General features: G+C 62.9%; 17 protein-coding genes. 11 read left to right on the top strand and 6 right to left on the bottom strand.

Annotation, left to right across the window (positions count from 1 at the left end):
* Positions 1–3 precede the first annotated feature (3 nt).
* A complete protein-coding gene (locus BBJ66_RS22950; RefSeq protein WP_049733838.1) occupies positions 4–1,245 on the top strand; it encodes an RNA polymerase sigma factor in 1,242 nt (413 codons plus the stop codon).
* On the opposite strand, the gene BBJ66_RS22945 is transcribed toward BBJ66_RS22950, so the two are convergent.
* Complete coding sequence (locus tag BBJ66_RS22945; RefSeq protein ID WP_049733837.1) at positions 1,213–2,175, bottom strand: lysylphosphatidylglycerol synthase domain-containing protein; 963 nt, start codon at positions 2,173–2,175, stop codon at positions 1,213–1,215. The two genes, BBJ66_RS22950 and BBJ66_RS22945, sit on opposite strands and share 33 nt — an antisense overlap.
* A gap of 178 nt (positions 2,176–2,353) precedes the next feature.
* On the opposite strand from BBJ66_RS22945, the gene BBJ66_RS22940 reads away from it, so the two are divergent.
* The 6 genes from BBJ66_RS22940 (at position 2,354) to BBJ66_RS22915 (ending at position 8,661) form a co-directional block, all read left to right on the top strand.
* The gene (locus BBJ66_RS22940) at positions 2,354–3,847 is read left to right on the top strand and encodes an ArnT family glycosyltransferase (RefSeq protein WP_049733836.1); all 1,494 of its coding nucleotides are present in this window, start codon (positions 2,354–2,356) and stop codon (positions 3,845–3,847) included.
* A 138-nt stretch (positions 3,848–3,985) separates the two neighbouring features.
* Positions 3,986–5,002: a glycosyltransferase family 2 protein gene (locus BBJ66_RS22935; protein WP_071090043.1), complete on the top strand. Its 1,017-nt coding sequence runs from the start codon at positions 3,986–3,988 to the stop codon at positions 5,000–5,002.
* Between the two features lie 12 nt (positions 5,003–5,014).
* The gene (locus BBJ66_RS22930) at positions 5,015–6,511 is read left to right on the top strand and encodes a glycosyltransferase family 39 protein (protein ID WP_071090040.1); all 1,497 of its coding nucleotides are present in this window, start codon (positions 5,015–5,017) and stop codon (positions 6,509–6,511) included.
* Complete coding sequence (locus BBJ66_RS22925; RefSeq protein WP_071090037.1) at positions 6,512–7,996, top strand: ArnT family glycosyltransferase; 1,485 nt, start codon at positions 6,512–6,514, stop codon at positions 7,994–7,996. It begins immediately after the preceding gene.
* A 106-nt stretch (positions 7,997–8,102) separates the two neighbouring features.
* On the top strand, positions 8,103–8,354 hold the full coding sequence (locus tag BBJ66_RS22920; protein ID WP_049733832.1) for a ribbon-helix-helix domain-containing protein: 252 nt from the start codon (positions 8,103–8,105) through the stop codon (positions 8,352–8,354).
* A gap of 4 nt (positions 8,355–8,358) precedes the next feature.
* On the top strand, positions 8,359–8,661 hold the full coding sequence (locus BBJ66_RS22915; protein WP_083335607.1) for a type II toxin-antitoxin system RelE/ParE family toxin: 303 nt from the start codon (positions 8,359–8,361) through the stop codon (positions 8,659–8,661).
* 97 nt (positions 8,662–8,758) lie between these two features.
* Here BBJ66_RS22915 and BBJ66_RS22910 read toward each other — a convergent pair whose 3' ends face one another.
* On the bottom strand, positions 8,759–10,126 hold the full coding sequence (locus BBJ66_RS22910) for an aspartate aminotransferase family protein (RefSeq protein ID WP_049733831.1): 1,368 nt from the start codon (positions 10,124–10,126) through the stop codon (positions 8,759–8,761).
* An 80-nt stretch (positions 10,127–10,206) separates the two neighbouring features.
* On the opposite strand from BBJ66_RS22910, the gene BBJ66_RS22905 reads away from it, so the two are divergent.
* On the top strand, positions 10,207–11,559 hold the full coding sequence (locus BBJ66_RS22905) for a glutamine synthetase family protein (RefSeq protein ID WP_049733830.1): 1,353 nt from the start codon (positions 10,207–10,209) through the stop codon (positions 11,557–11,559).
* A 19-nt stretch (positions 11,560–11,578) separates the two neighbouring features.
* Here the strand turns inward: BBJ66_RS22905 and BBJ66_RS22900 are convergent, their stop codons facing one another.
* Entirely contained in the window at positions 11,579–12,523 is a 945-nt protein-coding gene (locus BBJ66_RS22900) for a diacylglycerol/lipid kinase family protein (RefSeq protein WP_049733829.1), read from the bottom strand.
* 300 nt (positions 12,524–12,823) lie between these two features.
* On the opposite strand from BBJ66_RS22900, the gene BBJ66_RS22895 reads away from it, so the two are divergent.
* Together BBJ66_RS22895 and mgtE are read left to right on the top strand one after the other, a co-directional pair.
* Positions 12,824–14,050 carry an MFS transporter gene (locus tag BBJ66_RS22895; protein ID WP_071090033.1) on the top strand — a complete coding sequence of 409 codons (1,227 nt, stop codon included), beginning with the start codon at positions 12,824–12,826 and terminating at the stop codon, positions 14,048–14,050.
* 263 nt (positions 14,051–14,313) lie between these two features.
* Complete coding sequence (gene mgtE, locus BBJ66_RS22890; RefSeq protein ID WP_071090031.1) at positions 14,314–15,687, top strand: magnesium transporter; 1,374 nt, start codon at positions 14,314–14,316, stop codon at positions 15,685–15,687.
* Between the two features lie 163 nt (positions 15,688–15,850).
* On the opposite strand, the gene BBJ66_RS22885 is transcribed toward mgtE, so the two are convergent.
* Complete coding sequence (locus BBJ66_RS22885) at positions 15,851–16,372, bottom strand: Lrp/AsnC family transcriptional regulator (protein ID WP_184343088.1); 522 nt, start codon at positions 16,370–16,372, stop codon at positions 15,851–15,853.
* A gap of 95 nt (positions 16,373–16,467) precedes the next feature.
* Between BBJ66_RS22885 and BBJ66_RS22880 the strand changes: the two genes are divergently transcribed.
* Positions 16,468–17,373, top strand: a complete 906-nt coding sequence (locus tag BBJ66_RS22880) for a DMT family transporter (protein WP_071090025.1) — start codon at positions 16,468–16,470, stop codon at positions 17,371–17,373.
* A gap of 83 nt (positions 17,374–17,456) precedes the next feature.
* On the opposite strand, the gene BBJ66_RS22875 is transcribed toward BBJ66_RS22880, so the two are convergent.
* Positions 17,457–18,071, bottom strand: coding sequence for a L,D-transpeptidase (locus BBJ66_RS22875; protein WP_071090022.1), 615 nt, complete (start codon positions 18,069–18,071; stop codon positions 17,457–17,459).
* 136 nt (positions 18,072–18,207) lie between these two features.
* Positions 18,208–18,304: 4Fe-4S dicluster domain-containing protein (locus tag BBJ66_RS33655; RefSeq protein WP_131819119.1), on the bottom strand; the 97-nt coding region annotated here is incomplete at its 5' end.

Here is an 18,304-nt window from a genome sequence, read left to right as displayed (position 1 = left end):
CCGTTGGGACAGGTAATCGAAGATATCTACAGGCAGCATTCGCGCCGGGTGCTGGCGACGCTGATCCGCCTGCTCGGCGATTTCGACCGGGCTGAGGAAGCGCTCCACGAAGCCTTTGCCGCGGCCGCGCGGACATGGCCGACCGACGGCGTTCCCGGCAATCCTTTCGCCTGGCTGGTCTCGGCGGGCCGTTTCAGGGCGATCGATACGATCCGGCGCCGGGCGCGCTTCGACGCCTCGCAGCAGCATATCGAGGACAGCCTTTACACGGTCGACGACACGGAGATCGGCGAGATGGAACCGATCGAGGACGACATGCTGCGGTTGATCTTCACCTGCTGCCATCCCGCTATTCCCGCCGACGCGCAGATGGCGATGGCGCTTCGGGAAATCTGCGGGCTGACCACTGAAGAAATCGCCCATGCCTTCCTCGTGCCGGCGCCGACGGTCGCCCAGCGGATCGTGCGCGCCAAGGGCAGGATCCGGGCGGAAAAAATCCCCTACGAGGTGCCTGACCGCGAGGCGCTGCCTCAGCGGCTGGACCGAGTGCTGCACATTATCTACCTCGTCTTCAATGAAGGTTATTCGGCCTCTTCGGGGGAGGACGTGGTCCGCGCCGACCTGAGCGCGGAGGCGATACGTCTGGCGCGGCTGCTCCTGGCGCTGCTGCCGCATCCCGATGTTTCAGGCCTGCTGGCACTGATGCTGCTGCAGGATTCCCGCCGCAGCGCCCGCAGCGGTCAGGACGGAAAGCTGGTGCTGCTTGCCGATCAGAACCGCTCGCTTTGGGACCGCGCCAAGATCTCGGAGGGCCTGGCACTGCTTGCCGAGGCGATGCGGACGGGAGAGATCGGCACCTATACGGTGCAGGCGGCGATCGCCGCCGAACATGCGAAAGTGTCGACCGCCGAGGAAACCGACTGGAAGCGGATTGCTTTCTATTACGATCTGCTTCTGGCGGCTCAGCCCTCGTCGATTGTCGAACTCAACCGGGCCGTGGCGATCGCGATGGCGGAGGGGCCGGCGAAGGGGCTGGAACTGATCGATGCCATTCTCGGACGCGGCGAGCTCACGGCCTATCACCTCGCCCATTCGGCGCGCGCCGATTTTCTGCGCCGCCTCGGCCGGAGGCAGGAGGCGATCGCGGCTTATGAAATCGCGCTGTCGCTCTGCCGGCAGGAGCCGGAGCGGGCTTTTCTCAGAAAGCGGATTTCAAAGCTTGCCGCGACGTCCGAGCGGCAGTGAGATCGCCGTGCCCGTCAGCGCCGAGACGATGATCAGCAGGTGGGCATTGACGCTCGCCTGTGCCAGCGCGGCTAGCGCCAGCCGCTCGCTCGATGCGCCCAAGGCAATGGCGCCGGCGGTGATGCCGGCCGGATAGGTGCCGACGCCGCCCGGCGCATGGACCGGCAGGACGGAAGAGAGCTCGCCGCCGAGCGCACCGCCGAAGCTTGCCGCCATCGGCAGCACGCCCATCAGGCCGAGCGCCCAGGCAAGCACCATGACCTTCACCAGCCAGTTGACGATGGTCATCGCCCAGGCGCGGGAAAAAGCGAGGGCATCGAGCGGCAAGCCGTTTTCGATCTCGGCGACGAATTTCTGCGCCTTTTCCGGCAGCAGCCTGGCGGCGAGGCGCAACAGCGGCTTGCGAGCGGCGAAAGCTGCGACCGGCAACAGCAGAAAGCCCGTCCAGAGCGACCAGGCAACAATAGGATCGGCGGCGGCGACGGCAAAACCGATGCCGGCGGCGGCGACAAGCGCGTGCAGGTCGAGCAGTCGCATGACCAGGAGTGCCGAGGTTCCGCGTGTCAGCGGAATGCCGAACTCCGTGCGCATCAGCAGCGGAAAGCTGGTCTCGCCGGCGCGGAAGGGCAGCATGATGTTCAACAGGTTGTGGATCTGCGTGACGCGAAAAAGCACCGCGAACCGGCCGGCCGTCTCCTTCGGAAAATAGTCATAGATGCGCCAGGTGCGCAGGAAATAGGTACTCGTCAACAGCACCAGCGCGCCGATCACCGGGCCGGCGCCGACATCGGCCCACTGCCGGATAATGACAGGCCAACCCCAGAACCATTGGATGAAGAGCGCATAGGCTGCGACGATAACGACCGTCAGCACCGTCATGCGATTGCGCATAAACCAGGATTGCCGGCTTTCAACGATCGAACTCTTCATGTAGTAGGCATTCCTCGCTTGGCGTCGGCATCGGCCCCGTTCGCCAGGCCTTTTAGGAGAAATGACGGTTGCGCACAACGGCGGAGTTGATGGGCGAAGGCGGCGAACCCGCTTCCCCGCCGACGATCCGAGCGCTGACCGGTAAATCACACGCCTCGCCGGCTTGACGTGGAGATCGATGTTGGAGCGGATTACCAGAAGCATTCCGAGCGCAAGCCTTTTTCTGGCAGCCTATTTCCTGCTCAATATCGCGCTCCGCATCGCCTTGCCTCATACGCTCGATCTCGACGAGGCCGAGCAATCCTTCTATTCGCAATACCTGCTTGCCGGCTACGGCCCGCAGCCGCCGTTCTACAACTGGATCCAATATGCCATCGTTTCGGTGACCGGCATATCGATGTGGGTGCTCTCGGTTCCCAAGAACATCATTCTCTTCGGCTGCTATGTCTTCTACGGGCTTGCCGCCCGCGAGGTGCTGAAGAACCGTTCGCTCGCAGCCGTCGCCATGCTGAGCCTGATTACCCTGCCGCAGGTGGGTTTGATGGCGCAACGCGAATTGACCCATACCGTCGCGCTGCTGTTTGCGACCTCGCTCTTCCTCTTCGGTTTTTTCCGCACGCTGCGCCAGCCGTCGATGACAAGCTTCCTGGTTATCGGCATCGCCACCGGCATCGGGCTGATCGCGAAATATAATTTCGTCATCCTGCCGGCTGCAGCACTCATTGCCGTGCTGCCGGATCGGGAATGGCGCAGCCGTCTCATCGACTGGCGTTTGCTGCCGGCGATCATCATCGGCATTCTGATCGTGCTGCCGCATGCGCTCTGGCTGCCCGACAATCTCGCGAGCGCCTCTCAGCCGACGCTGGAGCGGATGACCGCCGAAGATCTGGCGCCGGCCGGCATTCCCCGCATCGGGCAAGGACTATTATCCCTCTTCATCGCCGTTCTCGGCTTCGTCGCATTGCCGATCGTTCTCGTCGCAGCCGCCTTCCGGCGGGATTTCTTTCGCGCGCTCTCCTCGTCCAGCCCGATGATCCGGGTGATCGAGCGGATGATGGTCGTCAGTCTGATCGCTTTCGTCGGCGTGGTCCTTTTTGCCGGCGCGAGCGATATTCACGAGCGCTGGCTCGACCCCTGCCTGCTCGTCCTGCCGATCTATCTGTTCCTGAAACTGAAAACCGCAGGCCTCGATCTTTCCGCCGGCCTTGCGCGCTTCCGGCCCGTGGTGCCGGTCTTCATGGTCGTGATCCTGTCGATCCTTCTCTTCCGGATCATCGGCATTCAATACATCGGCACCTATACGAGAACGAACGTGCCCTTTGCCGGCTACGTCGCCGAACTGACCGCCGCCCGCAAGCCGGTTCTCATCGTGGCCGGAACCAAGTTCGTGGCCGGCAATATGCGGCTTGCATTACCCGATGTTCCGGTGGTGATACCGTTCTTCCCGGGTCCCGGGGTCCCCGAATTTGCGACGGCGAAGGGGCCGGTGCTGGTTATCTGGCGCGGCGAGACCGCAGATGACCCGACCATTTCCCCCGGTTTTGCGAATGATCTGGTGAAATCGGGCATTCATCTGCAGGAGTTGAAGACGCTGACGCTGCCCTATCTCTTCGGTGACGGCAAACGCAGTTTCTCCATCGGTTATTCCTGGGTGGAGGGCGGCGCGAAATAGCGTTCCGGCAGCACAGCCGATTGCGGGGAAACCGGCATTGTCCGCTGGCAACCGGTGGACAGTTCATGTACTAGCCTTCCGGAAACGCGGCGGCGGCAGTAAAGATTGCCAGGCCGTCCGGCCTTTTGGAGATGACAGTTGCAGACAACCGTAGAGCCCATGCGCGGTACGAATGATCCGGTACAATCGCTCGAGCTGTCGCTGGTCGTGCCGATTTTCAACGAAGAGGAAAGCGTCGGCCCGCTCATCGAGCGTGTCATGGCTGCGATGGCCGCCTATCCCCATCGTTGGGAGCTGATCCTCGTCGACGACGGCAGCACGGATGCGACGCTCGTCAACGCCCGCACGTTCGTCGGACGCGAAGGGCTGACGCTGAGGATCGTCGAGCTGCAGCGCAATTTCGGCCAGACCGCCGCCATGCAGGCCGGTATCGACACCGCCCAGGGCCGGCTGATCGCAACGATGGACGGCGACCTGCAGAACGATCCGAAGGACATTCCTGCGATGGTCGCCGAATTGGAACGGCGCGAACTCGACCTCCTTGTGGGATGGCGCAAGAACCGCAAGGATGGTCTGTTCCTGCGCAAGATCCCCTCCTGGTGCGCCAATTACCTGATCGGCCGTATCACCGGCGTCAAGCTGCACGATTACGGCTGCAGCCTGAAGATCTACCGTGCCTCGATCATCAAGCAGGTGAAGCTGATGGGCGAAATGCACCGCTTCATCCCGGCCTGGGTGGCTGGTGTCGTCCCGAGCTCGCGCATCGGCGAGATGGCCGTCACCCACCATGCCCGCGAGCACGGCGTTTCGAAATACGGTATCTCGCGCACCTTCCGCGTCATCCTCGACCTGCTGTCGGTGATGTTCTTCATGCGCTACAAGGCGCGGCCCGGGCACTTCTTCGGCTCGCTGGGTCTTGGCCTCGGCGCGGTCGCCATGCTGATCCTCCTCTATCTCGGCTTCGACAAGTTCATCATGGGCAACGATATCGGCACGCGCCCGATGCTGATGGTCGGCGTCGTGCTGCTGCTGTCATCGGTGCAGATGATCACCACCGGCATCCTGGCGGAGATGATCGCGCGCACCTATTACCGCGACGACGCCTCGCCGAATTATATCGTGCGGCAGATCTTCGACGATCGAAGCCGAGCCTAAGCCGGCAGCACGATGCTGGAGCGCGCGACGAGGACGATCAAAACCGCGGGTCTGCTGCTTGCGGCCTATTTCGTGCTCAACATCGTGCTGCGCATCGCGCTTCCGCATTCGCTGGAGCTCGACGAGGCCGAGCAATCCTTCTTCTCGCAATATCTGCTGGCGGGCTACGGCCCGCAGCCGCCCTTCTACAACTGGATGCAATATGCCGTCGTTTCAGTGACCGGCATGTCGATCGGCGCGCTGATCGTGCCGAAGAACATCCTGCTGTTCCTCTCCTATCTCTTTTATGGCCTTGCCGGGCGGCGTGTACTGAAGGACGAGGCGCTTGCCGCCGTCGCCATGCTGTCGCTGATCACCCTGCCCCAGGTCTCCTATATGGCCCAGCAGGATCTGACCCATACGACGGCACTGCTCTTTGCCAGTTCGCTGTTTCTCTACGGCTTTTTCCGCACGCTCGATCGACCGGATATCGGCAGCTATCTCCTGCTCGGGCTTGCCACAGGCATCGGGCTGATCTCGAAATATAATTTCGCGCTGATGCCGGCCGCCGCCTTGATCGCCATCCTGCCGGATGCCGAATGGCGGCGCAGGGCGCTCGACTGGCGCATGCTGGCGGCGATCGCCGTTGCGCTCGTCATCGTCCTGCCGCACGCGATCTGGCTACGGGACAATCTCGCATTCGCCTCCTCCGATACTCTGGTCAAGATGGCCGCCGGCAACGAACCGGCCGGCATCGCGCGAGCCGGCAAAGGCTTCATCGCCTTTGTCGTCGCCATCATCGCCTTTGCGGCGCTGCCGGTCGCCATCTTCGCCGCCACCTTCCGCCGGGATTTTGTCCGTGCCTTTTCGGCCGGAAGCCGCTGGACCGGGATGATGGAGCGGATGATGCTCTCAAGCCTTGCCGGCATCGTTCTCATCGTCCTCTTCACCGGCTCCACCACCGTGCGCGAGCGCTGGCTCGACCCGTTCCTGCTGGTGCTGCCGATCTATTTCCTGGCAAAGATGCAGGCTGCCGGCATCGACCCTTCCGCCGGGCTGCGCCGCCTCAGGCCGGTGCTGCCGGTGCTGATGGCCTGCGTGCTCATCGCACTCGGCCTGCGTGTCGTCGGCGCCGGGCTGATCGGCGTCTACGCCAGGCCGAACGTGCCGATGGCGGGGCTTTCCCGCGAGATGACGCGACAAGGGGAGCCGGCGCTGGTGATCGCCTCGGACACCTATGTCGGCGGAAACATGCGGCTGCAATTTCCCGGCGTGCCCGTGGTGATCCCGGATTTCCCGGCACCGGGCATTCCCGCCTTTGCCGAGGCGAAGGGGCCGGTGCTGATCGTCTGGCGCGGCAAGAAGACGGCGACGGCCGCGGATGCGATCATGCCGGAGCGGTTTTCATCGGCGCTGACGGCGGCTGATATCGTGCCGCAGGAGATCGGCTCGTTGTCGCTTCCCTATTATTTCGGCCGCCAGGGCGACAATTTCGCGCTCGGCTACGCCTGGGTTCGGCGGGAGAGATAGATGACCGAGACCAACAGCCGCGACATCCGCTGGATTTTCGTCCTGCTGGCCGCCTATTTCGTGCTTCAGATCGGCGTGCGGCTGGCAACCTCGCATTCGCTCGATCTCGACGAGGCCGAACAGGCCTTCCGCTCGCAATGGCTTGCCGCCGGTTACGGCCCGCAGCCACCCTTCTACAACTGGCTGCAATATACCGTCTTCCAATTTACTGGCGTCTCGCTTGCCGCGCTTTCTCTCGTAAAGAACCTTCTGCTGTTCATTTCCTACCTGCTCTACGGTCTGACCGCGCGTCTTCTCCTGCGCGACAAGGCGCTGGTGGCGATATCAACACTCGGGCTGCTGACGATCCCGCAGATGGCTTTCGAAATGCAGCGCGACCTCACCCACACCGTCGCCGTGTTCTTCGCGGCCAGCATCTTCTTCTACGGCTTCATCCGCAGCCTGAAGCAGCCGAGCCTTGCCTCCTATCTGGTCGCCGGCATCGGCATCGGTTTCGGCCTGCTGGCCAAATATAATTTCGCGATCCTGCCGGCGGCAGCGCTGATTGCCGCGCTGGCGGACGCGCGCCTGCGGGAGCGGATCTTCGACCGGCGGCTGGTGCTGACGGCTGTCGTGGCGCTCGTCATCGTCCTGCCGCATCTCTTTTGGCTGAAGGACAATCTCGATTTCGCCACCGCCCGCACGCTGGAGAAGATGACCGCGAGCGGCGATGCGAGCTATCTCATGCAGGTCACCATGGGGGTCAGCTCACTTGCTCTCGCCACCATCAGCTTTGCCGGATTGACGGTGGCGGTCTTTGCCATCGTCTTCGGCAAGGGCCTTCGTCCGGCGCTGACTGCCGGCTCGGAATGGACGCGGCTCATCGAGCGGATGATGCTGGTCTTCCTCATCGGCATTCTGTTTCTGATCGTCTTCGGCGGTGCGGCCGGCATCAAGGATCGCTGGCTGGTGCCGATGCTCTTCATCCTGCCGCTCTATTTCTGCCTGAAGATCGAGGCCGCCGGTGTCACGACAGGCCGGGCTTTCCGGCGTTTCATGATCGCCGTCGCCATCATCATGATCGGCGTGCCGGCCGCCCTCTATGGCAGTGTCGCCACCGCACGCTTCACCGGCCATTACGAACGATTGAACAGGCCCTATGCCACGATGCTGGAAAACCTGCGCAAACAGGCCGAGCCGGCGGCAATCCTTGCCGGCGACAGCCTGCTTGCCGGCAATCTCAGGCAGGATATTCCCGGCGTGCCGGTCCTCTCCGTCGATTATCCCGGCTTCCACCCGGATCTTGCCGGCGGGCGCCCACTTCTCCTCGTCTGGCTGATACCGCCGAAGGGGGGCAACGAAGCGCTTCCGCCTGATATGGCTCAATGGCTCCAAGTCAATCTCGGCGCCTCCGCGCCTGAGGGATTGGTGATTGACGTGCCCTATTTCTATCAGCGCGGCGAGGACCACTATCGTTTCGGCTATGCCTGGGTCGGCCAGCCTTGAGCTCAACATCAGGCGCATTGCCTTTGGCAAGATAGCCTCCCCCGATGCGGTCGGTATTGCAAAAGTATTGTATTTTGCCACATATTAAAGGGTAAGGAGTCATCACATGGCACGCGCAAAGACTTTTTCCCTTGGCGATACCTATGACGGGATACTATCGGATCTTGTCCGGAATGGCCGGTTCGGCACAGAAACTGAAGCCGTGCGGGCCGGCATCCGTATGCTCGCCGACCACGAACTGAAAATAGAGGCGCTGCGCAGGGACATTCAGACGGCCGACTCCGAGATTGAAGCCGGTCTCGGCAAGGAATACGCAACCGGCGCGGATATCCTCGAAGACGTCATGAACGAAAGCTAAGGCCATTCAACCGAAGCGCCTGATTATCGCGCCATCCGCCATCAAGGATCTACGCAATATCCGGCGCTATATCGCCGAGAGCAGCCCCTATTGCGCGCGGGAGTTTCTGGATGACCTGACCGCAAAGATCGCGTGGATCGCCGAAGTGGACTTCACCGGATCTCCTCGCGACCACATCGCGGAAGGCGTGCGCGGCCTGCCATACCGGAACCGCTGTATCTACTATCGCTCCTATCACGACCGCATCGTGATCCTACGCGTGAAACACGGCGCGGAGGATATCAAGCCACAGGATTTCGATTTCTAGGCCCGAGGAATTCCCTGGACAACAAGCCGCTACGATCATTTCCGTCGTCGGAACCGGCTCTGCCTATGCCCAGGTCGACCGGTCGCTCCAAGCGAAATCACGATTTCAGCTCCTTCCAGGCCAAGTCCAGCGCCAGCCTGGTAATCCTTGCCATCTCATCCACCTCGGCATGGCTGATCACAAGCGGTGGCGAGGCGAGCATGCGGTCGCCGGTGGCGCGCAGCACGAGGCCGTTGGCGAGCGCATGGTTGCGCACCAGCGCACCGACCCGATCGGGCTTGTCATAACGCGTGCGCGTGCTCTTGTCGGCGGCCAGCTGCAGGGCGCCCATCAGGCCGATGCTGACGGCCTCGCCGACCAGATCGTGATCGGCGAGGGCTGCCCAGGCCTTGCCGAAATAGGGGCCGATATCATCACGCACGCGTTCGACCAGCTTCTCCTCCTCGATGATGCGCAGGTTTTCGAGGGCGGCGGCCGCGCAGACCGGATGGCCGGAATAGGTGAAGCCGTGATTGAACTCGCCGACCTCGTTGATCAGCACATCGGCGATGCGGTTGCTGACCAGAACGCCGCCGATCGGCAGGTAGCCGGAGGACAGCCCCTTGGCGATCGGCGCCAGATCGGGCTCGACGCCGAAATGCTGGTGGCCGAACCAGGCGCCCAACCGGCCGAAACCGCAGATCACCTCGTCGGTTACCAGCAGGATATTGCGCGCCTTGCAGATACGGGCGATCTCCGGCCAGTAGGTCTCCGGCGGAATGATGACGCCGGCAGCGCCCTGCACCGGCTCGGCGACGAAGGCGGCGACATTCTCCTCGCCGAGCTCGTCAATCTTCGCTTCGAGTTCGCGGGCGACCTTGAGGCCGAATTCATCAGGCGAGAGATCGCCGCCCTCGCCGTACCAATAGGGTTGGCCGATATGGACGATGCCTGATATCGGCAGGTCGCCCTGCTCGTGCATGTATTTCATGCCGCCGAGGCTGGCACCGGCGACGGTCGAGCCGTGATAACCGTTCTTTCTCGCAATCACGATCTTCTTCGACGGTTTGCCGACGGCGCTCCAGTAGACGCGGGCCATGCGGAACCAGGTGTCGTTCGCCTCCGAGCCGGAGCCGGTGAAGAAGATATGATTGAAACGCTCACCGGCATGGGAGGTGACCTTTTGGGCCAGCAGCGTCGCCGGCGCCGAGCTCGTGCCGAAGAAGGTATTGTAATAGGGGAGTTCGTTCATCTGCCTTGCGACGGCCTCGGTGATCTCCCGGCGGCCATAACCGATATTGACGCACCAGAGGCCGGCGAAACCATCGAGATATTTCCTGCCGTGGTTGTCGAAGATATGGACGCCCTCGCCGCGCTGGATGATACGCGTGCCATCGGCATTCAGCTTCTTCATGTCGGCGAAGGGATGCAGGTGATGCGCGGCGTCGATCGCGGCAAGGTTCGAGGGTGGGGAAGTATCGGGCATAAGGTGAGGACCCTCGCGGATTGAAAGGCTGCTATCGATGGGATAGGAGCTTGGCCTTGTCCCGGAGGATTTTCAAGGTCATGGCGAGCGACAGGATGGACGGCAAGGCCGAGGGCGGCGACCCGCGTTTCGAAATCCTGATCGTCGGCATGAACGGCGAGCTGCGCGGCAAGCAGCTTCCTTCAGGCGCAGAAGACAAGATCTGGGCCGGCGACATCCGCCTGCCGACATCGACGCAGTCGCTTGACATCTGGGGCGACGACAATGACGACATTACCGGCCTGTCGCTGACGATCGGCGATCCTGATGGCAAGGTCATCCCCGACCGGCGCAGCCTGGCGCCGATGCCCTGGGCGCCGGAGGGCTCGATGCAGGTGCTTGCCACCATGCATGAATTCGACGGCAGCCCGAGCTTCATGGATCCGCGCGCCATCCTCGCATCGGTGGTGGAGCGCTATGCGGTACTCGGCCTGACGCCAGTGGTGGCCACCGAGCTGGAATTCTACGTGATGTCGGGCGACTGGCGCGAAACCGGCCGCCCCTCCCCGCCGGAAAGCCTTACCTATCGCGGCGAACCGAACGGTTTTCAGCTCTATGACATGAGCGCCGTCGATGCGCTCGACGGCTATCTCGGGACGCTGAGGACCTATGCGAAGGCGCAAGGACTGCCGGCGGATGCGACGACGGCGGAGTTCGGCCCGGGCCAGTTCGAAGTCAATCTCATGCACCGACCCGATGCGCTGGCCGCCGCCGACGATTGCCTCTACCTCAAGCGCATCGCCGAGCAGGCGGCGCGCCGCCACGGGCTGAAATCGACCTGCATGGCAAAACCCTATTCCGATCATGCCGGTTCCGGCCTGCATGTGCATGCGAGCATCATCGACGCCCAAGGCCGCAACATCCTAGATGCCAAAGGCGGCGCGCCGACGCTGTTGAAATCGGTCACGGCAGGCCTGCTCGACAGCATGCGGGAAGCGCAGTTGGTCTTTGCCCCCTTCGCCAATTCCTACCGCCGCTTCCAGCCGGGCTCGTTCGCACCAGTCGATCTGACCTGGGGCAGCGGCCATCGCGGCACGGCGATCCGCATACCCGATAAGGACGGGCCGGCCGCCCGCATCGAGCACCGCGTCGCCGGCGCCGATGCCAATCCCTACCTGTTGCTCGCGGCGATCCTCGGCGGCATGCTCCTCGGCCTCGACGGCGAACTCGACCCCGGCGAAGAAACGACGCCCTCGTTTACGCCTGCGAATACGGCGCGGCTGACACATGATTTCCTCAGCGCCGTCGAGACCTTCCGCGCCTCACCCTTCATCGCCGATATCTTCGGCGCACGCTACCAGGCGCTTTATGGCGACACCAAGCGCAAGGAAGCGCTGGCGCATCTGCGCGCGGTTTCAGATTTCGACTACCGCACTTATCTGCCGCGGCTCTGAAGCTTATGCCGCAGCCGACTTACGCAGCCGGCTCGCGTCGTTCGGCCGCATCGACCTGAGCGGCGAGACCCTGCTTGACGAGAACCTTCAATTCGCCCGGATGCAGCCGGATCGAGACGTCGCGCTGGAGCGGCAACAGCTCGCCATCCATCACACAATTGGCCTTGGAGCGCAGTTTCGGGAAATGCAGGTGCACCTCGGCCGGGTGCATCACCATGACATCGGCATTTTCGCGGACCTTGCCGCGCAGCATGTCGATGGCGAGGCGGGCGACGCCGACGGGTTTCAGCGGATTTGCCGTATAGAAGCCAAGTTCGCCGCTTGTCAGATTGTCGGCGTATAGCAGCGCGTTCTCGCCGAAGGGATTGTTGGAGACGGAGATTGCCGACACCCGGCGGCGCTCGCGCATGCCGGCCGCTTCGAATTCGACCTCGAATTCCGGCGGGTTGAAGATGACGCCCAGGGCTGCCTTTGTGCTCGCCCGGATTTTGCCTAGCCTGGAGCGATAGCTGTAGGCGTTGCGGTAACGCACCATGCGGGCATGCAGGCCAGCGGAAAACTGGTGGATGAAGGGCCGGCCGTTGGCGCTGGCGATATCGACATTATCGATCTCGCCTGATGCAAGCACATCGAGCGCCTGCCAGATATCGAGCGGCACGCGCAGCGAGCGGGCAAAGAGGTTCATCGTGCCGGCCGGCACGACACCAAGGGCAATGCCGTTTTTCCAGGCGATCGATGCCGCCGCCGAAATCGTGCCGTCGCCGCCGCCGGCGACGATGCCGTCGATATCGTCGCGCTTGGCCGCCCGCTCCATGGCGGGAATGATCTCCTTGCCGGAGAAGACGATGGCGTCGAAATCGTGCCCTGCTTCGCGGAATGCCTCCTCCGCCCTCTTTTCGTAGGCCAGCATGTCGGTGGTCCTGAAGGTGCCGCCGTCGCGATTGAAAAAGCCTACAAGCTTCATGAGGGCTCCCGTCCCTGGCGCGGAAATGCTCCTGCCTTTGCCCTGAGATGGTTGCGGCATTGGCGATTTCAAGCGCATCCACCTTTCCGCCAGAATATCAGAAATGCAAATATTGCAACGGACATATGCACATAGCAGGACGCTGCACTGCGAAAAATGCACTCGACGCCCGATGGTACATCAGGGATAGATCACATATCGGAGAGATCGTCTCCACCTCCCGCCATATCCACGATCGCCTCGCGGCCGCGCTTGCGCCGCAGGCCATTGCCAAGCAGAAAACCGTCTCGAGGAGCTCTCATGAGTGAGATCGCCATCAATGATTCCATCGGTAGCCAGGATGAAGGGCTGCCGTCGGCAACGACAGTGGCGCTGGTCCAACTGGCGCTCGCCTGCGGCGGCTTCGGTATCGGCACCGGTGAATTCGCGATCATGGGACTATTGCCGAATGTCGCCGACACTTTCTCGGTGACGACGCCGCAGGCCGGCTATGTGATCAGCGCCTATGCGCTCGGCGTCGTCGTGGGGGCGCCCGTCATTGCCGTGCTCGCCGCCAAGATGGCGCGCCGCACGCTGCTCCTGACACTGATGCTGGTCTTTGCCGTCGGAAATATATCAAGCGCCATGGCGCCGACCTTCGAATCCTTCACCTTCCTGCGCTTCGTTACCGGACTGCCGCACGGCGCCTATTTCGGCGTCGCCGCCCTGGTCGCCGCCTCGATGGTGCCGATACACCGCCGCGCCCGTGCCGTCGGCCGCGTCATGCTCGGCCTCACCGTCGCGACTCTTCTCGGCACGCCGCTGACGACATTCTTCGGCCAGTCGCTCGACTGGCAGGTGGCGTTCTGGTCGGTCGGCATCGTCGGCCTGCTGACGGTGGCGCTGATCTGGTTCTACGTTCCCAAGGACAAGGTTTCCGAAGGGGCAAGCTTCCTGCGCGAACTCGGCGCCTTCCGCCGGCCGCAGGTGTGGCTGACGCTCGGCATCGCCGCCGTCGGCTATGGCGGCATGTTTGCGATGTTCAGCTATATCGCCTCGACGACCACTCAAGTGGCGATGCTGCCGGAAACGGCCGTTCCGATCATGCTGGTGCTTTTCGGCGTCGGCATGAATGCCGGCAATTTCATCGGTTCGTGGCTCGCCGACAAATCGCTGCTCGGCACGATCGGCGGCTCGCTCGTCTATAATATCGCCGTGCTGACCACCTTCTCGCTGACCGCCGCCAATCCCTATATGCTCGGCCTCTCGGTCTTCCTGGTCGGCTGCGGTTTTGCCGCAGGCCCGGCGCTGCAGACACGGCTGATGGATGTCGCCGCCGATGCGCAGACGCTTGCGGCCGCTTCCAACCATTCCGCCTTCAACATCGCCAATGCGATCGGCGCCTGGCTCGGCGGTCTCGTCATCGCCTGGGGCTACGGTTTTGCGGCAACCGGTTATGTCGGCGCGGCACTGTCTTTCCTCGGCCTCTTTGTCTTCGCAGCCTCCGTGCGGCTGGAGCGCCGCAGCCGGAGCACGCAGGCCGCGTAAAGCATCTCCACCCGCAATGCGCGGGGGTGCGACATTCTGGCGTTAAGCATTTACCCCGCTTGACTTTTTTTTCGTGCGGGACCACCTAGCATTCACGTGGACGGCACTCGTCTTCCACGGATTTCAACGGAGCCATCTTAACGATGCCAAGCGACAGTAGCAGTCGATTGCCCTTGCCGTACGCGGCCCTCGTGCGCTGACCGACTCCTGTCGGCTCGCCCGTTCGGGACGCTACGGCGGATCGACGGAAAGGCGAGCCTCAAATGAATATCAATCGCTTCCCTCTTCGGGCAGGCCATGCCGCCCGTGCCTTCATCAACAACAGCCGCGGCGCAACGATCGCCGAACGCGTCGATGCGTTGAACGCGCTGACCATCCAGGATGCCGGCCGCGTGCTGTCAGGCATGCCGCTCGACTATGCCGTCAACATCCTCGACCGGCCGGAGCTGCGCAACGCCGCGCAGATCCTGGCGCTGATCAGTGCCGAGGATGCCGCACGGCTGCTGCACGGCATGTCCAACGACCGTGTCGCCGACGTGCTGCTCGAACTCGACGGCGAGACCCGCGCCCGGCTGTTTTCCAGCCTCGACGAGCCGGTGCGCATCGCGATCCAGCACCTGATGGGCTATCCGCCGCGCACCGCCGGCGGCATCATGACGACGGAGTTCGTCAGCGTGCCCGACAGCTGGACGGTTGCCCAGACACTCGACCATGTGCGCCAGGTCGAACGCTCGCGCGAGACCGTCTACGCCATCTATGTGCTCGACGAGGTCAGCCATGCGCTTATGCATGTGGTGACGCTGCGCCGCCTCATCACCGGCGAGCCGGAGGCTTCCATCCTCTCGGTGGCGCAGAAGGGCACGCCGGTTTCGGCCGATCCGCTGATGAAGCAGGAGGATGTCGCCCGGCTGATCCGCAAGCACGACCTGCTCGCCCTGCCGGTCACCGACGAACATGGGCAGGTGCTCGGCATCGTCACCGTCGACGACGTGATCGACACGATGATCTCAGACACGACGGAAGCCGCCCAGAGGTTCGGCGGCATGGAGGCGCTCGGCCAGCCCTATATGAAGATCGGCTTTGCCGGCATGATCCGCAAGCGCGCCGGCTGGCTCGCCGCCCTCTTCCTCGGCGAGATGCTGACGGCAAGCGCCATGCAGCATTTCGAAGGCGAGCTGGAAAAGGCCGTGGTGCTGACGCTGTTCATCCCGCTGATCATGAGCTCGGGCGGCAATTCCGGTTCGCAGGCGACGTCGCTGATCATCCGGGCCCTGGCGCTCGGCGAGCTGAAGCTGTCGGACTGGTGGAAAGTGCTATTGCGCGAACTTCCCACAGGCATCGTGCTCGGCGCGATCCTCGGCCTCGTCGGCTTCATCCGCATCGTCTTCTGGCAGTCGGCCGGGCTCTATGACTACGGTCCGCACTGGCAGATGGTCGCCGTCACGGTGTTTGCCGCCCTGATCGGGATCGTCACCTTCGGCTCGATCTGCGGCTCGATGCTGCCCTTTCTGCTGCAGAAGCTGCGGCTCGATCCGGCCAGCGCCTCGGCCCCCTTCGTCGCCACGCTGGTCGACGTCACGGGGCTCGTCATTTACTTCTCGGTGGCGCTGCTCATCCTCAGCGGCACGCTGCTTTAGCACCCAAGACCCCTCCCCAACCCCTCCCCACAAGGGGGAGGGGCTTAAACTGCCGCACCCCGCATCCCCAATATTGACCCTTGATGGGGAGCGAGACGGTGCCCAGATTAGTCCCTCCCCCTTGTGGGGAGGGGTTTTATTAGCGAGAAAAACTATTGGGAAATTATCGTCCCTCGGGCAGCTTCAGCGGCCCATGCGTCTTGATGCTGCGGATGGCGAAGTTCGAGCGGATGTCACTGACATTCGGCAGGGTCAACAGCGTTTCGGTCAGAAGCCGTTCATAGGCGGCGAGGTCCTCCACCACCACTTCGGCGAGGAAATCGGCGGTGCCCGAAATCAGAAAACAGGAGACGATCTCGGGGATGGCGAGCAGCGCCTTCTGCTGCACCTCGGAATTCTCGCGGCTGTGATGGACGACCTTGAATTCGACGAAGACGGTCAGGCCGAGGCCGACTTCCTTGCGGTCGATATCGGCGGTGTAACCGCGGATGATGCCGGAGCGCTCGAGATTGCGGATGCGGCGCAGGCAGGGCGACGGCGAGAGGTTCACCTTCTCGGCAATTTCGACATTGGTGGCTCGCGCATCCTCCTGCAGGCACTTCAGGATGGCAATATCGAATTTATCGAGATTTGGCATTTTCGCGATTCCTGTCGGCATCAATTGGCAGAAGATTGCGCATAGCATGATTTCTGAGCCAGAGATAGCAAGGACATGCCCTGCCCTCCTGATCTAATCTTTTCCTCGACCGGAAGGCTCCGGATGAAGGAAGGGACAGGACGATGACCACCATTGCATTTACCAACGACAAGTCGCCATCGCAGGCACTGGGTTATACCGGCGGCACCGTGACCGTGCTGATCTGGGCGACATGGTTTCTTGTTACCCGCCACAGCGCCGCAACGCCGCTCGGCTCGATCGATATCGGGCTGATCCGCTTCGGCATTCCGGCGCTGGTGCTTTCGCCGGTCTGGCTGAAGACCGGATTGCTGCCGAAGACCGTGCCGCTGCATCTGCTGGCGATCATGGTGTCCGGTTCGGGTGCCGCTTTCTTCCTGCTGACCACGCTGGCAATCCATTCGACGCCGGCCGCCTCCTCCGGCATTCTGCTGGGCGGCTCGATGCCGCTCGCCGCGGCGCTGATCGGCATTACGCTGTTTGGCGAAAGACCTGATACCACCCGCATCGCCGGGCTCGTCGCGATCGTCGCCGGCGTGCTGATCCTGCTCACCCACAGCCTTGCGGACGCCTCGCTGCCATGGACGAGCTTCCTGCTGCTGCCGGCCGGTGCCGTTCTGTGGGCGAGCTATACACATGCCTTCCGCCGCTCCGGCCTGACGGCCGTGCAGGCGAGCGCGCTGATTGCCGTCTGGTCCTTCCTGATCATGGGCGCGCTTGCCCTCATCTTCGGCATCTCGCTGCCGCAGGCGCCTCTTCCGGAAATCGGCCTGCAGGTGCTGAGCCAAGGCATTCTTTCCGGCCTCGTCGCCATGGTCGCCTACGGCACCGCCGTCAGAACCCTCGGCGGGACGCAGGCCGCCGCCTTCACGGCGCTGACGCCGGTACTGGCAACGCTCGGCGGCGGCTTGCTGCTTGGCGAGGCGGTCGGCCTGACGGAAATCAGCGCCGCCGTGATTACCGGCTTCGGCGTTGCGCTCTCCACCGGGATCGCCGCGCAGCGCCGCTGACCGCCAGCCGGGGCCGACAAAAGCCGAAAGCCGCCGTCAGCCATCGCTGCGGCGGCTTTTTCAATGAAGGTGATTTTGCCAGCTCAAGCCTGGATGACGACGACCCTGGCGCCGACTTCGACGCGGCTGTAGAGATCGATCACGTCGTGGTTCATCATGCGGATGCAACCGCTCGACATGGCAAGACCGATCGATTGCGGCTGGTTGGTGCCATGAATGCGGAAATGCGTGTCGCCGCCGCCGCGATAGAGATACATCGCCCGTGCGCCGAGCGGGTTGTTCGGGCCGCCCGGCATGCCGCCGGCGAGCTTGCGATAACGCTCTTCGCGGGCTTGCATGTTTTCGGTGGGCGTCCAACTCGGCCACTCGGCCTTGCGGCCGATATAGGCGTTGCCGGCAAAGGCCAGCCCCTCGCGGCCGACGCCGACGCCGTAGCGCACTGCCCTGTTGTCACCGAGGACGTAGTAGGCGCGCCGTGCCGGGGTATCGACGACGATCGTGCCCGCCGCATGGGTGGTTTCATAGGCCACTTCCTGACGGCGAAGCTCCGGCTTGATCTTGTCGATCGGCACCTGCTTCAATGGGAATTTTTCATCCGGAAGTGCGGCGTAATTCGTCTGGCTGTTCAGACCGGTCGAGGAGCAGCCGGCGACAAAAAGCGGCAGAGCGATCAGGAAGCCCCGGCGGGAGATCGTCATGAATGTGTCCTTAGTGCGTCAACATGATGTCGCAAGCTAAGGAAGTTATGGTTAACGAACGGCTAACGGCGGCCCGCTGCAAGCGATCACGAAGGCGTCAGCACGTAAAAATTGTCGGCGGCGGAGATAATCCGCCTCACATATTCGGATAGACCGGCCCCTCGCCGCCCTGCGGCGGCACCCAGTTGATGTTCTGGTTGGGGTCCTTGATGTCGCAGGTCTTGCAGTGGACG

Source organism: Rhizobium sp. RSm-3 (genome assembly GCF_001854685.1).
Lineage (GTDB): Bacteria > Pseudomonadota > Alphaproteobacteria > Rhizobiales > Rhizobiaceae > Rhizobium > Rhizobium ecuadorense.
The sequence above is the reverse complement of the archived record's forward strand: the minus strand, read 5'-3'. Positions and strand labels throughout refer to the sequence as shown.

Coding starts and splice junctions, on each gene's coding strand:
- BBJ66_RS22925 (WP_071090037.1), top strand. CDS start 6,512: ATGACCGAGACCAACAGCCGCGACATCCGCTGGATTTTCGTCCTGCTG.
- BBJ66_RS22905 (WP_049733830.1), top strand. CDS start 10,207: ATGGCGAGCGACAGGATGGACGGCAAGGCCGAGGGCGGCGACCCGCGT.
- BBJ66_RS22940 (WP_049733836.1), top strand. CDS start 2,354: ATGTTGGAGCGGATTACCAGAAGCATTCCGAGCGCAAGCCTTTTTCTG.
- BBJ66_RS22895 (WP_071090033.1), top strand. CDS start 12,824: ATGAGTGAGATCGCCATCAATGATTCCATCGGTAGCCAGGATGAAGGG.
- BBJ66_RS22920 (WP_049733832.1), top strand. CDS start 8,103: ATGGCACGCGCAAAGACTTTTTCCCTTGGCGATACCTATGACGGGATA.
- BBJ66_RS22930 (WP_071090040.1), top strand. CDS start 5,015: ATGCTGGAGCGCGCGACGAGGACGATCAAAACCGCGGGTCTGCTGCTT.
- BBJ66_RS22880 (WP_071090025.1), top strand. CDS start 16,468: ATGACCACCATTGCATTTACCAACGACAAGTCGCCATCGCAGGCACTG.
- BBJ66_RS22900 (WP_049733829.1), bottom strand. CDS start 12,523: ATGAAGCTTGTAGGCTTTTTCAATCGCGACGGCGGCACCTTCAGGACC.
- mgtE (WP_071090031.1), top strand. CDS start 14,314: ATGAATATCAATCGCTTCCCTCTTCGGGCAGGCCATGCCGCCCGTGCC.
- BBJ66_RS22910 (WP_049733831.1), bottom strand. CDS start 10,126: ATGCCCGATACTTCCCCACCCTCGAACCTTGCCGCGATCGACGCCGCG.
- BBJ66_RS22875 (WP_071090022.1), bottom strand. CDS start 18,071: ATGACGATCTCCCGCCGGGGCTTCCTGATCGCTCTGCCGCTTTTTGTC.
- BBJ66_RS22945 (WP_049733837.1), bottom strand. CDS start 2,175: ATGAAGAGTTCGATCGTTGAAAGCCGGCAATCCTGGTTTATGCGCAAT.
- BBJ66_RS22885 (WP_184343088.1), bottom strand. CDS start 16,372: ATGCTATGCGCAATCTTCTGCCAATTGATGCCGACAGGAATCGCGAAA.